Annotated in this window: 12 protein-coding genes; 6 read left to right on the top strand and 6 right to left on the bottom strand. The window is 61.5% G+C overall.

Annotated elements, in window-relative coordinates:
- Positions 1–73: 73 nt before the first annotated feature.
- Positions 74–436 (top strand): hypothetical protein, encoded by a 363-nt coding sequence (locus tag QWE_RS09830; RefSeq protein WP_006725960.1) that lies wholly within the window; start codon positions 74–76, stop codon positions 434–436.
- Between the two features lie 208 nt (positions 437–644).
- On the opposite strand, the gene QWE_RS09825 is transcribed toward QWE_RS09830, so the two are convergent.
- Positions 645–1,133 carry a CreA family protein gene (locus QWE_RS09825; RefSeq protein WP_006725959.1) on the bottom strand — a complete coding sequence of 163 codons (489 nt, stop codon included), beginning with the start codon at positions 1,131–1,133 and terminating at the stop codon, positions 645–647.
- A gap of 43 nt (positions 1,134–1,176) precedes the next feature.
- A complete protein-coding gene (locus QWE_RS09820; RefSeq protein WP_006725958.1) occupies positions 1,177–1,818 on the bottom strand; it encodes a 3'-5' exonuclease in 642 nt (213 codons plus the stop codon).
- A 247-nt stretch (positions 1,819–2,065) separates the two neighbouring features.
- On the opposite strand from QWE_RS09820, the gene QWE_RS09815 reads away from it, so the two are divergent.
- From QWE_RS09815 to QWE_RS09795, 5 genes are all read left to right on the top strand, one after another.
- A complete protein-coding gene (locus QWE_RS09815) occupies positions 2,066–2,602 on the top strand; it encodes a GNAT family N-acetyltransferase (protein ID WP_006725957.1) in 537 nt (178 codons plus the stop codon).
- Positions 2,603–2,768: 166 nt separating this feature from the next.
- Positions 2,769–4,880 (top strand): DEAD/DEAH box helicase, encoded by a 2,112-nt coding sequence (locus QWE_RS09810; protein ID WP_006725956.1) that lies wholly within the window; start codon positions 2,769–2,771, stop codon positions 4,878–4,880.
- 142 nt (positions 4,881–5,022) lie between these two features.
- The gene (locus tag QWE_RS09805; RefSeq protein ID WP_006725955.1) at positions 5,023–5,886 is read left to right on the top strand and encodes a TIGR02587 family membrane protein; all 864 of its coding nucleotides are present in this window, start codon (positions 5,023–5,025) and stop codon (positions 5,884–5,886) included.
- An 11-nt stretch (positions 5,887–5,897) separates the two neighbouring features.
- Positions 5,898–6,308 carry a hypothetical protein gene (locus QWE_RS09800; protein ID WP_006725954.1) on the top strand — a complete coding sequence of 137 codons (411 nt, stop codon included), beginning with the start codon at positions 5,898–5,900 and terminating at the stop codon, positions 6,306–6,308.
- Positions 6,309–6,557: 249 nt separating this feature from the next.
- Positions 6,558–7,406: a GGDEF domain-containing protein gene (locus QWE_RS09795; RefSeq protein ID WP_006725953.1), complete on the top strand. Its 849-nt coding sequence runs from the start codon at positions 6,558–6,560 to the stop codon at positions 7,404–7,406.
- 2 nt (positions 7,407–7,408) lie between these two features.
- Here the strand turns inward: QWE_RS09795 and ligA are convergent, their stop codons facing one another.
- The 4 genes from ligA to recN form a co-directional block, all read right to left on the bottom strand.
- Complete coding sequence (gene ligA / locus QWE_RS09790; RefSeq protein ID WP_085942925.1) at positions 7,409–9,619, bottom strand: NAD-dependent DNA ligase LigA; 2,211 nt, start codon at positions 9,617–9,619, stop codon at positions 7,409–7,411.
- A 298-nt stretch (positions 9,620–9,917) separates the two neighbouring features.
- Positions 9,918–10,730: an endonuclease/exonuclease/phosphatase family protein gene (locus QWE_RS09785; protein ID WP_006725951.1), complete on the bottom strand. Its 813-nt coding sequence runs from the start codon at positions 10,728–10,730 to the stop codon at positions 9,918–9,920.
- 75 nt (positions 10,731–10,805) lie between these two features.
- Positions 10,806–12,254, bottom strand: coding sequence for a cardiolipin synthase (gene cls / locus QWE_RS09780; RefSeq protein ID WP_006725950.1), 1,449 nt, complete (start codon positions 12,252–12,254; stop codon positions 10,806–10,808).
- Between the two features lie 58 nt (positions 12,255–12,312).
- Positions 12,313–13,986 carry a DNA repair protein RecN gene (recN, locus tag QWE_RS09775; RefSeq protein WP_006725949.1) on the bottom strand — a complete coding sequence of 558 codons (1,674 nt, stop codon included), beginning with the start codon at positions 13,984–13,986 and terminating at the stop codon, positions 12,313–12,315.
- Between the last annotated feature and the right edge of the window lie 24 nt (positions 13,987–14,010).

Here is a 14,010-nt window from a genome sequence, read left to right as displayed (position 1 = left end):
CTCCATGGTCCCGCGTTCTCCTGTCAGCTTCCCACGAAGCAGAAAATTCGAAAAGAAACCAAGGAGAAAGACCATGAATTCTGCAGTAAAGCTTGCGCTCGCCGGTGCCATGTCCATCGCCTCCGTTTCGGGCGTTGCCCTTGCCCAGACCGCTGAACCGATGGTCGACACCACGACCATGACCAATTCCACGACCATGGCAACCGAGGGCGTTAACATCGTTCGCCTCGACAGCCTGGACAACGACCAGAACCGCTCTGAACACACCCGTCTTTCGCAGCTGGCCAACAGCTCGGAGTCGATGACTGAAGCGCAGGCTCAGATTTCGTCCGACCCGGCGATCGCCGAGGCTCTTCAGGCCCAGAGCGTTCAGGCCACCAACGTCTTCCACGTTGAAGAAGCAGCCAACGGCGGCAAGATCGTCTACGTCAAGTAAGACATTGATCGCCACATGAAAACGCCCTGGATCCGCAAGGTTCCAGGGCGTCTTTGCGTGGAGAGTTGAACAGGATGCTCTCCGTCCGGCTGCGAAATTGGGGGTGACGCGGCGCCGGTCCAAGATGCATGACCCACGGCACCGCCCCGTTGAAGTGACGGATGTCACACCGGACACGCCAATCTCTATTCCCCCCAAAACTGGTCTGTCAGTTCGGCTTGCCCGACTTCCAAACGACTGTCTGATTGAAGAGCGGCACGGTCGAGATCGCCATCTTGGCAGAGCCTTCGACCACCTGCCGCGAATGGGCAAGATAGATGAGTGTATCGTTCTTCTTGTCGTAGATGCGATTAACGACCAGCGACTTCCAGATGATCGAGAGCCCTTCCCGGAAGACCTCTTCGCCATCTTCCGAGAGATCGATGTCGCCGATCTCGATCGGTCCCGTCTGGCGGCAGGCAATCGAGTTATTGGACGGGTCCTCGAACCAGTTCCCCTTGGAGAGCCGATCGATGATCGAGCGATCGAAATAGGTGACGTGGCAGGTAACCCCCTTCACTTCCGGATCGGTCATTGCTTCGATGACGATGTCATTGCCGACCCAGTCCACGCCGACCTTGCCGACGACTTCAGACGACGCGGGAATCGCCGTCGAGGCGAGAATGACGGCAGCAGCAGTGGCTTTGCGGATCGACATCGAGTTCACTCCTTCGTGATATCCCTGAAGATAGGATGCCCGATCACGCTTGCAAGGCGAGCGCCTTCTTCTTCGGCTTGCGGGCAAAGGAGCAGGCATCATAGCCCTGCCGGTGCAGACGGCCCGGATTGAGCCCGAGCTTCAGGGCGAGATCGAAGAAGTCGTCGACTTCGGCCTCGAGAGCCATGGCAAGGCAGGCCTCAGCGCAGATCCGCGCATCTTCCGCCGCATTGTGATGCAGGAAAGTGAGCCCGAGATGAGCGGCCAACACGTTCAGCCGATGCGATCCGAGATCCGGCCAGTGACGCTGGGCGAGCTTCACGCTGCACAGGTAGGAAAGGTCCGGATAGTGAAGCCCGCAGAGATCAAGACTGGCCCTGAGCACGGAAAAGTCGAAGGAGGCATTGTGCGCGATCATCCGCGCACCCTCGAAATCGGCGGCGAATTCGAGCATGACGTCGGCAAATTCCGGGGCATGGGCTGTGTGCTCGGGCCGGATGCCGTGAATGGCGATATTGAACGGGGAGTAGCGGTTCTCCGGTGGCCGGATCAGGCGCTCCTCGACACGCACGACGCGGCCGTCCTCGATGAAGGCGAGGCCGATGGAGCAGGCACTCGCGCGCGCCTCGGTCGCGGTCTCGAAGTCGATGGCAATCGTCTTGCCGGAAAATTGAGAGATGGACATGTCAAAGCCTTAAAAGCTGCAGCGGATTCGGACAAGGGTCCCGGCGTCGCACTTGACCGACGCCTGCACCCTGTCCATCATGCGCACATGGCTGCAGCTGACTTGACCACCGCGATGACCCTTCACGTGACCACCCTTAAAAAGGGTGTCCGGGTCAGGTCGCGTCTGTAGCACCGATTTATCCCGAACGCCCTGCGGTTGAGCAGGCGTCCGGTTCGCTCTCCCGCCCAATACATGGAGAGCAAGCATGACGCAGTCGCCCCCCATAGCGTCCCGAGACAATCGAGCCTGGCCCGAAGGCCTGACGATCCGCGCGCGATCCCTGACAGACGCTGCAGCAATCGCAGACCTGCACAACCTGCCTGGCTACCGCTGGGGCACCATGCGCCTCCCCTATCACAGCGTAGAGGAAATCAGGCGCGGGATAGAACAGCAGCCCGCCGATGTCCGAAGCCTCGTGGCCTTGCTCGACGGAATGGTCGTCGGCGATATCGCCTTGTGGCCGGCAAAGGGTAGGCGTGCCCATGTCGCGACACTCGGCATGGGCGTGCACGACGACTACACCCGCCGTGGGATCGGACGCGCGCTCCTCGGCGAGGCGATCGGGATCGCGGATGACTGGCTGAACCTGCGACGCCTTGAATTGACCGTTTACGCGGACAATCATGCAGCCATTGCACTCTATGAAAGCTTCGGCTTCACCGTGGAGGGGCGGATGGCGGAGTATGCCTTCCGGGGCGGAACCTATGTCGAAGCTTTGGCCATGGCGCGGCTGCGCGCGTGACTTTTCTGGATGATGCGAGGCCCCATGGTTCACCATAGCGCAGCGTTTTCGTTCCCTGCCTCTCGACTTTCCGGGTCTAGACGAGTAGGAACAGCGCCAACATACCCGCAATCGGCGGGCGCGGCGCTTTGGCCCGCATCATCCATCACATTCGAAAGACCACTTCATGACTGATTTCGACGCCATCGTTCCGGCGATCGCTGAGGCCTTGCGCAAGCGCGGCTACGACACCCTGACACCCGTGCAGCAAGCCATGATCGACCCCGAACTGGAAGGTCGCGATGCGCTCGTCTCGGCGCAGACGGGCTCTGGCAAGACGGTTGCCTTCGGTCTCGCCATGGCCCCGACGCTGCTGCCGGAAGGCGGTCGTTTCGAGCGCGCCGGTGCGCCGCTGGCTCTTGCCATTGCCCCGACCCGCGAACTGGCCATGCAGGTCATGCGCGAGCTGGAATGGCTCTATGCCGAGACCGGCGCAATCATCGGTTCCTGTGTCGGCGGCATGGATATTCGCAACGAGCGCCGGGCGCTTGAGCGCGGTGCCCATATCATCGTCGGCACCCCGGGGCGCCTGCGCGACCACATCACCCGCCGCGCACTCGACCTGTCTCAGATGCGCGTCGTCGTGCTCGACGAAGCCGACGAAATGCTCGATCTCGGCTTCCGCGAAGACCTCGAATTCATCCTGGAAGAATCGCCCGACGATCGCCGCACGCTGATGTTCTCGGCAACCGTGCCGCGCTCGATCGCCGATCTCGCAAAGAGCTACCAGCGTGATGCGCGTCGCATCGAGGCCGTCTCCGAACAGAAGCAGCACGTCGACATCGAATATCGCGCGCTGATGGTCGCCAATCCCGATCGCGAGAATGCCATCATCAATGTGCTGCGCTTCTATGAAGCCCGCAACGCCATTGTCTTCTGCTCCACCCGCGCTGCCGTGAACCATCTGACGGCACGCCTGCACAATCGTGGCTTCTCGGTCGTGGCGCTGTCCGGCGAGCTTTCGCAGAACGAACGCACCCACGCGCTGCAGGCCATGCGCGATGGCCGTGCGCGCGTCTGCATCGCGACCGACGTCGCTGCCCGCGGCATCGACCTCCCCGGTCTGGAACTCGTCATTCATGCCGACCTGCCGACCAATTCCGAAACCTTGCTGCATCGCTCCGGCCGTACGGGCCGCGCCGGCAACAAGGGTGTCTCGGCGCTGATCGTACCGAACAGCGCGCGCCGCAAGGCCGAGCGCCTGCTTGGTGGCGCCAATGTCCGTCCGACCTGGGCGCTTCCGCCCTCTGCCGACGAAGTCCAAGCCCGCGACGATGAACGGCTGATGGGCGACGCCTCGCTGACGGAAGCGATCACCGAGGACGAAGCGCCCATGGTTCAGGCGCTGATCGCTACCCATGGGGCTGAACAGGTGGCTGCCGCCTTCCTGCGTCTGCAGCGTGGCAATCGCTCGGCACCGGAGGATCTGATCCCGGTCAGCCTCGAAGCCGGCAAGGCGCGCAAGGAGCCTGACTACGCCAACCCCGCAAGCTCCACGACCAAGCCGCGCGGCGATTTCGGCCCGAGCGTATGGTTCTCCGTGTCCGTCGGCCGTCGCCAGCATGCCGAGCCGCGCTGGCTGATCCCGATGCTCTGCCGCAACGGCAACATCACCAAGAACGAGATCGGCGCAATCAAGATGCAGCCGGAGGAAACCTTCGTCGAGATCGCCGAAAGCGCGCTCGACACGTTCCTCGGCGCACTTGGACCGAACAAGGCGCTTGAGCGCGGCATCACCATGGCGCAGCTCCCCGGCATGCCGGACTTCAATGCAGCGCCGAAGGAACGCGCAGCCCGGCCGCCGCGCGAAGATGGCGATCGCAAGCCCTTCGGCGACAAGAAGCCTTATGCCGACAAGAAGCCTTACGGCGAAAAGAAAGCCTATGGCGACAAGGCACCCTATGGTGAAAAGAAGCCGTTCGGTGAGAAGAAACCCTATGCCCGCAAGGACGACGGCCCTGCCCGGCCGCCGCGCGACGCCATGGCGGTGACGGATTCGGAAGTCTGGGGCGACGCGCCCAAGCCGAAGCGCACCGACTGGAGCGACGACAAGCCGGGTTTCAAGAAGAAGCCGAAGGGTGCCTCGAATTCCTGGGACAAGCCTGCCAAGCCCGACTGGGCCGGCAAGCCGAAGGGCGATAAGCCTGCCTTCGCCGGCGCTGGAAAGCCCAAGGGCAAGTTCGACGACCGTGGACCATCGGCAGGCCCCAAGAAGAAGACCTTCAAGCCGAAGGGCTGATCCAGCCCCTGGTCGCAGGGAGGCGCAGCAGCCCTCCTCCAAGACATGAGCCGGTTGCCTGACGGCAGCCGGTGAACCTCCTGCCAGACGGAACAACCACCCCCATTTGCGCATTCCCTGCGCGGCAAGGGACGGTGGAACAATGGCAGAAGTCGCGAATGAAACTCACGAATCGGCGCGGGTAACCCGGTTTCTCGTCGGACTTGCACGCGGGCTTGCTGGAGCGCTGCTCTTCTCCATCCCCATGCTGATGACGATGGAGATGTGGTTCTTGGGCTTCTACATGGACCGAGAGCGGCTTCTGCTGCTGCTCGTTCTCAATCTTCCTCTCCTCATCGGGCTCTCCCACCGCATCGGTTTCGAACGGACCGCCACCTGGCGCGAGTCGGCCCGAGACGCGATCGTCGCCTATGGCATGGGCGTGGTGGCCAGTGCGTTGATCCTCGTGCTGCTCGGGGTGATCAAGTTCGGCATGGCGCCGCGCGAATGGGTCGGCATGGTGGCGCTGCAGGCGGTGCCAGCGAGCATCGGCGCCTTGCTCGGCCGAAGCCAGCTCAGCATGCAGGACGAGGATGACGATGGGGACGACAGCGATCCGAGCCAGGAAGCCAGTACGGGATATCTCACCGAACTCTTCATGATGGCCGTCGGCGCACTCTTCCTGTCGCTCAATCTCGCGCCGACAGAAGAAATGATCCTGCTCGCCTACAAGATGACCATCTGGCACGCCCTTGCGCTTATGGCGCTGTCGATGATGCTGATGCATGGTTTCGTCTATGCGCTCGCTTTCAAGGGCAGCCATAGTCTTCAGGAGGACACGCCGGTCTGGCACGCCTTTGTGCGCTTCACGATACCCGGCTATGTCGTCGCCCTCGCCGTCAGCCTTTACAGTCTCTGGACCTTCGGCCGACTGGATGACCTCGGCACCGCCGAGGCCGTTTTGACGCTCGTCGTCCTCGGCTTCCCCGCAGCGATCGGCGCGGCTGCCGCCAGACTTATCCTTTGAGGAGGCTTACCATGACCCGTCATGATGTCAGCAAATCTGCCGATCCGATCCGACCACACTGGGTCGAGTGGCTCACCGGACTTGCGTCAACCACAATCGTCGTGGCGATGATCGGCTGGATGGCATTCGAAGCAATGACGAATGCAGACCGCCCACCGGAGATTGCCGCCCAGATCCTCACCATCGACCCCCTGCCCTCGGGCTGGCGCGTGATGATCGAGGTGCGCAATTCAGGCGATCAGGCCGCTGCAGCGGTCGAGATAAAGGGATCCCTTCTCGACGGGACCACGACGATCGAGGAGGCAGGAATGACCTTCGACTACGTCGCCGCCGGCTCGACATCGCGTGGCGGTCTGGTCTTCGTCAACGATCCGTCTCTTCATCGGTTGCAGATTGTGCCATCCGGCTTCACAGAGCCGTGAGCGTCTCGGTTCGACACGGGATCCGATGCAATCCAGGGTTTCGGATTCATCGAACCTTAATTTTTAGGGGATTAATAATAGTAGAAATGAAAATGAACTCTTTACTGCCAGGGTTGCATTCGGCACCTTGATGTAAAGCGGTCGCGATGGTCGCGACCTAACCTATTTCATGACAGCAGACGGCCGCAGATAAGCTCTCGCGTCGACTGACCGATTTTCGTTTCAAGTCATTCTGTGTGGTCAAAAACTATGTTGAAGCAACGGATTGAAGCGTGGGTCATCCGCGATATTGGGCTGACAGAATTCGATAACTGGGATGCGGTGCTCCGCTTTGCAACCAGACTGTCGATCCGCAATTCCATCATCGCCTGCTTTATGGTCGCAGGCATCTTGCTTATCCTGCATGCCTTCGATGTCCTGCTCAACCCACTGTTGCGCGATCTTGCAATCGGCTGCGGCATCGCCATGATCGTATCCTTCGTCCTGACGATGCTCTGCTCTCTCTACATGGGTTATGCCGTCATCCACCTCGCCAGAACCAGGCTGGAGTTCCGCCAGTTGAGCCGCACGGACATGCTGTCGGGCCTCCTCAATCGCCGCGCCTTCATCGAGGATCTCTCTCTGGTTGAGCGCGGGCATCTGCTGATCCTGGACATCGACCGCTTCAAGCAGATCAATGATCGTTACGGCCATCTGGCCGGCGACGACGTGATCGTCTCCGTTGCAAGAACGCTTTGCGAAATCACCGGCCCCGCCCATCTCGTCGCCCGTATCGGTGGAGAGGAGTTCGCCATCCTGTTCAGGGATTCCGACTTTGCCGATGTCATCTCCATCGCGGAAAAACTGAGACGCACCATTGCCAACCGACTGGTTGAGTCGGTGCATCAGTCGATCGCCGTCACGATCTCCGGCGGCTTGGCCGACATCACGCCGCTCCGCGATTTCACGGCAGTTTACGCCGCAGCCGATCAGGCACTGTATCTGGCCAAATCGTCCGGCCGCAACCGGATCGTGCTCGAACGCGATCTACCGCGCACGCCCCATCAGCCCGACACTGTTCGGCTCGACCTTGGCGACCCCGCCTTCACAGCGGCCTGACCTCAGCCGCCGATCAGCGTCAGCCATTCGTCTTCGGTCATCACCTGAACGCCAAGCTCGCGCGCCTTGTCGAGCTTGGAGCCCGCACCCGGTCCCGCAACCACATAGTCCGTTTTCTTCGAAACTGAGCCCGCGACCTTTGCCCCGAGCCCTTCGGCCCGTGCCTTGGCCTCGTCCCGCGTGAAGCGCTCCAGCGATCCGGTGAAGACGACGGTCTTGCCAGCCACAGGACTGTTGCTTGCGACCGGCGCCTCTGCGTCCAGTGGCGTCACTTCGCTCAACAGGCGTTGGACGACTTCGAGATTGCGCGGCTCCTTGAAAAATTCGACGATCGAGGCTGCGACGACCTCGCCGATCCCCTCAATGCTGTTCAATTCGCTCCACGCATTGCCGAACTTTGGCGCTGCCGCCTGCATGGCTTCCGCAAAGGCCGCATAGCTGCCGTAGGACCGCGCCAGGAGCTTGGCCGTCGTCTCGCCGACATGTCGGATGCCGAGCGCAAAGATCAAGCGGTGGAGCGCGATCTCGCGCCGCGCATCGATCGCCTCGAAGAGCTTGCGCACACTGACACGGCCAAAGCCTTCGATATTCTCGAGCTTGGTCAGCGATTGGTCCTGTCGCGCCTTCAGCGTGAAGATGTCGGGCGCGGTGCGGATCATCAGCGCCGGATCGTCGCTCTCGAAGAAGAAGTCGACCTGCTTGGTCCCGAGCCCTTCGATGTCGAAGGCGTTGCGCGACACAAAATGCTTGATGTGTTCCACAGCCTGGGCCCGGCAGACGAAACCGCCGGTGCAGCGCGTCACCGAATCGAGCTTGCCCGTCTTTTCGTTCTTCTCTCGCACCGCATGGCTGCCACAGACCGGGCAGGTCTTCGGGAACACGTAGGCCGCCGAGTCTTCTGGCCGCTTTTCCAGCACCACATCGAGCACCTGTGGGATGACGTCGCCGGCGCGCTGGACGATCACCGTGTCACCGATGCGGATATCGTGGTCATCAGGCCGGATGCGGTCACCGGAATTGCCGATACCTTTGATGTAGTCTTCGTTGTGCAGTGTCGCATTGGTGACGACCACGCCGCCGACGGTGATCGGCTTCAGACGCGCAACCGGCGTCAGCGCCCCCGTGCGACCCACCTGGATGTCGATGGCCTCGACCGTGGTGAAGGCCTGCTCGGCCGGGAATTTGTGCGCCGTCGCCCAGCGCGGCGATCGGGACCGGAAACCGAGGCGTGCCTGAAGGTCGAGCCGGTCGACCTTGTAGACGACGCCGTCGATGTCATAATCGAGATCAGGCCGCTGCAGCCCGATCTCATGGTAATGGTCGAGGATCGCCGAAACCGAGGTCAGGCGTTGGGTGAGTGGGTTGATGGGGAAGCCCCAGCGGCCGAAAACCTGCACCATCTCCCATTGCGTCTCCGCCGGCATCTGGCTCATCTCGCCCCAGGCATAGGCAAAAAAGCGCAGCTTGCGGTTCGCCGTCACCTTCGGATCGAGCTGCCGCAGCGAGCCGGAAGCCGTGTTGCGCGGATTGACGTAGGTCTGCTTGCCCTCAGCCTCCATCTGCGCGTTGAGCGCCAGGAAGTCGGACTTCGCCATATAGACTTCGCCGCGCACCTCGACCACGTCAGGGGCATCGGCCGGAAGCTCGGTTGGGATTTCCTTGATCGTGCGGATGTTCGCCGTGACATTCTCACCCGTCGTACCGTCGCCGCGGGTCGCGGCCGTGACCAGCTTGCGGTTTACGTAACGCAGCGACATCGAGAGCCCGTCGATCTTGGGCTCGGCTGTAAACGCGATGGAATCGTCCGGCAGCTGGCCAAGGAAGCGGTAGACCGAAGATACGAAGTCCTGGACGTCCTCGTCGGAAAAGGTGTTGTCGAGCGACAGCATCGGGCGGGCGTGAGCGATAGCAGGGAATTGCCCTGATGGACGAGAACCAACAGCTTCATAAAACTCGACGATGTCGTCAGCTGCGAGTTCTTCGATAAGATCCAATAGCGCCTTAATGCAGTCATTTGTCGCGTCGTCAACGTATGGAGCGCCATCGTCGTATTTCCGCGAGAAAAGCTCCAATACCGTTTTCAACTTTGCATGGATAGTTTTGAAGTTCCGTGAAAGCTCAACTTGCGCTCTAAAAAAATCAACTAACCCTTCAGGACCGACATGATTTGCAGCCAAGGGCACATGAAAAAGGGTATACAGGTCATAGATCATATTGCGCGGAACTACGTTCAACGCATCTAGTATTTTTGATGTTGAGAATTGATGCAAAGCTACAGATAGATCCACACTTAGTAGCTCACTAGCCTTTCTGAACGCCGAATCGAGTTCCTGTCCTCGATCGCTGTAGAAGCGCAGAGACCGTGTATCGGGTCCCAAATCTGCAAACAGATCATTTTCCATTTTGTTTAAGCTCCAGCGTCGACTCGCCACCTGATTGTAAAACGGCAAGGCGATCAGGCAGACGATTCATCCCGCATTGAGATACAACTAACGTCCACTTATCGCCACCTCACTCCTCCACCTTGCTGAGATCAAGCCTTGCCGTCAGCGGCAGATGATCGGAAGCAAGGCGTGCAAGCGGCGTATCATGCGCCGTCAGATCGGCGATCAGACCGGACCGGTTCGCCATGATCCGGTCGAGAGAAAGAACAGGCATACGAGCCGGAAAACTCGGGACAGGTGGCGGCAGAGGCCCGAAAACCGGCTCCAGCCGTGTGAGCGCCGAGCCGGGCCCCAGGCGCCACTCGTTGAAATCCCCCATCAAAAGCGTGGCCCGCTCGGCACGGTTCTGCAGGAGATCGAGAATGACATCCGCCTGCTGGCGGCGAGCCCAGCGCAACAATCCCAGATGCGCTGCAATCACCCGCAGCCCGGCCCGGCCTTCAATATCGATCTCGGCCACCAGGGCGCCCCGCGGCTCAAGACCGGGCAGTGCCACCTGATGCACGTCCCGCACGATGCCTTCGCGAAACAGGAGCACATTGCCGCGCCATCCATGCGACTTCGGCCCGGTTAATACCGGTACCGGCAGAAGGCCAGTCTCCAACCGCAGCCGGTTGAGATCGAGAAGCCCGGAGCGCTCGCCGAAACGCTGGTCCGCCTCCTGCAGCGCGATCACGTCGGGACCGATTTCCCTGATAACGTCGATGATCCGTTCGGGATCGAACTTGCCGTCCGTGCCGACGCATTTGTGCACATTGTAGGAGGCGACCGTCAGCGCACCATCGACCTGTGTCTTGACTATCCCCTCGGCCGGACGCCATCTGCGATTTCGGATGGAGGTCACCATCGTGCGGGCGAGGCTAGGTTTGGTCTTCTTCATCACACCTGTAGCATCCGTCGTCGGTTGGGCCGGTGGCCGTTTGCGGTGAGGCCGCGCTGAAAACGCCCGCCCCGATCAAAGATAGGGCGATCCGAGCCAGAACAAGCGATCAATCATCCGATTGGGCAGAGATCGTGCCCTAAGTGTATCGAGCGTGACCTGTCTCGCGCTGGACAGGCTGCGGTCAATCCGGTCTTCGATCTGCGCGGCAAGACCGCGATCATAGACTTCGAGATCGATCTCGAAATTCAAACGCAGCGAGCGCGAATCGAGATTGGACGAGCCGATGAAGCACCATTGCCGGTCGATGACCATCAGCTTCGAATGGTCGAAAGGACCGGTTGCCAAATGCACGCGGCAGCCTTCCCGCAGGATCTGGTCGAACTGCCCCATCATCGCGCGGGCGACGATGGCGAGATTGTTCTGCGACGGCACGATCACGTCCACCTGAACGCCCCGACGCGCAGCGGTGTTCAGCGCCGCAATGAAGGTCGTATCGGGCAGAAAGTAGGGTGAGACGATGCGGATCGACCGTTCAGCCACGGAAAACGCGCCGAGCAGAAGCCGGTGATTCGTCTCGATATGGGTGTCCGGACCGGATACCACCGCCCGCACAGCCGTCCCTGCCCCAGCCACGGCGTCATCGAGCCGAACGCCCCATTCCGGCCCCAGCAGTACCTCGCCGGTCTCGAAGTGCCAGTCCTCGGCGGCAACCGCCAGGATATCGGCGACAACAGGTCCGGTGACGCGAAAATGGGTGTCTCGCGCGCCATCCGGCCCGGTGAAGCCCGCTCGGATATTCATGCCACCGACAAAGGCGGTGGCCCCGTCAGCGACCAGAATTTTCCGGTGCGTACGCAGATTGGCATAAGGAAGCCTGAGCCCCATGATGACCTGCCCGTTGAAGACGGCGACCCGAACGCCGCCCTCTTCGAGATAGCCGATGATACTGGGAACGCTGTAGCGGGCACCGACGGCATCGACGATCACACGAACGGCGACACCACGCCGATGCGCGGCGATCAGGCAGTCGGCCACGCGCCGGCCGACGACATCGCGATCGAAGATATAGGTTTCGAGGATGATGCTGTGCTGCGCAGCTTCGATCGCCTGACACATGGCATCGAAGGTCTCCTCACCGGACGAGAGCATCGCGATTTGGTTGCCTGACGACAGCGGATGCCGGGTCACTCTGTCACCGAGCAGCTTCATCGGTCCGAATCGATCGCCGAACTGGGCAGCCACGGTTTCGCGGTCGATGCTGTAGAGCGAGAGACTGCGCCAGATCTCGTCGAGTTCGAGCGCGCGTCGCGAAATCAGCGTCGCCCGGCGGATACGGTTGATCCCAGCGACCGCGTAGATCATGGCTCCCACCAGCGGCGACAGGATGATGATGCCGACCCAGCCGAGCGCAGAGCGCACCTCGCGTTTCGTCATCGCGGCATGGGTGGCTGCCACCGTCCCGAAAACGACGGACAGAACGGCAAGGGTCTCGGCCCAGTAGGTCTGGATCAGGTCCATCATGATGCGGCAAGGAAACAGGTTTCAGGGTGGAAGGCAACCACGGCCGGATGGATGTGGCTCACTCGCCGGCGGCAAGCAGTTTGGCGGCTGCCGCACGCGCCTCATCGGTGACGGAAGCGCCCGCAAGCATGCGCGCGATCTCTTCCTTCCGATGCTCCGGCTCCATGATGGCAACCCGGGTCGCAATCTTGTCCCCCGCATCGCCGGTCGGTCCCTTGGAGATGAGGAAATGCGCCGACGCGCGAGCTGCAACCTGCGGCGCATGGGTGACGGACAGAACCTGCACCTTGGCCGAGAGGCGCTTCAGCCGCTGACCGATGGCATCGGCCACAGCACCGCCGACCCCGGTATCGATCTCGTCGAAGACGAGCGTGGGCGCCGAACCGCGATCGGCAAGCGCCACCTTGAGCGCGAGCAGGAAGCGCGACAGCTCACCGCCCGAGGCCACCTTCATGATCGGGCCGGGTCGCGTGCCGGGATTGGTCTGAACGTGGAATTCGACCGTGTCGATGCCATCGGCGGTCGCATTCTCGGCGTCCGCCGAAACTTCGACCATGAACCGCGCCCGCTCCAGCTTCAAGGCCGGCAGTTCCTGCATGACGGCATCGGCAAGCGCCTGGGCGGCGTTCTGCCGTTTGCCGGACAACTGCAGTGCCAGGTGATCGTAATGCGCCCTGGTGTCTCGGACAGCTGATTCCAACTGGCCAAGCCGCTCTTCGCCGGCATCGAGATCGGCGAGATCGGCCACCATCTTTTCGGCGAGTGCCGGGAGATCTGCGACGGCGACCGAATACTTCCGGCCTGCCGCACGAAGCGCAAACAGTCGCTCCTCGACCCGCTCCAGCTCGCGCGGATCAAACTCCGTGCGGCGCAAGGCAGCTTCCACCTCCATCTGCGCGGCAGACAGGGTGTCGAGAGCCGTGCCAAGCAGCTGTACGGTCTCTTCCAGAAGTCCGGGAGCCTCATGGCTCTTGCGCTCCAGTCGGCGCATCAGGGATGCAATATGCGGTACAGGCGAGGCATTGCCATTGAGGAATTCGGAAGCTTCAGCGATGTCGCCGGCTATGCGCTCGGATTTCTGCATGGCGGAGCGTCGCTCGGCGAGATCATCCTCCTCACCATCAAGCGGTGACAAACCCTCAAGCTCTTCGACGGAAGCCCGCAGATAATCGGCTTCGCGTGCGGCCGCCTCGACCTTCGCCTTGTGGGTCTTGTAGGCCCGCTCGGCCTCCCGCCAGCGGCGATAGCTTTCCCCGAGATCCAGCGCCTCGTCGGTCAGCCCGGCAAAGGCGTCGAGCAGCATGCGATGGGCATTGGTATCGATCAGCGCGCGATCATCATGCTGGCCATGGATCTCGACCAGCAACTGGCCGACCTGGCGCATCAGCTGCACGCTGACAGGCTGATCATTGATATAGGCCCGGGTGCGGCCATCGGCGGATTGCACGCGACGGAAGATCAGATCGCCGTCATCGTCGACGCCATTGCCCTTCAAGAGCGTACGGGCCGCATGACTGCCGCCGACATCGAAGACGGCCGTGACCTGCCCCTTGTCCTCGCCGTGGCGCACGAGCGAGCCATCACCCCGGCCACCAAGGGCCAGCGACAGGCTGTCGAGGAGAATGGATTTGCCGGCGCCGGTTTCCCCGGTCAGCACGGACAGACCGGTCTCGAAGGCAAGATCCAGCCGCTCGATCAGAACGATATCGCGGATCGACAGCTGGACCAGCATAGGCTCAGTTTCTCACTTCGTGAC

This window comes from Agrobacterium albertimagni AOL15, assembly GCF_000300855.1.
GTDB lineage: Bacteria > Pseudomonadota > Alphaproteobacteria > Rhizobiales > Rhizobiaceae > Allorhizobium > Allorhizobium albertimagni.
Note: the sequence above shows the minus strand (reverse complement) of the source record. Positions and strands in the feature narration are given on the sequence as shown.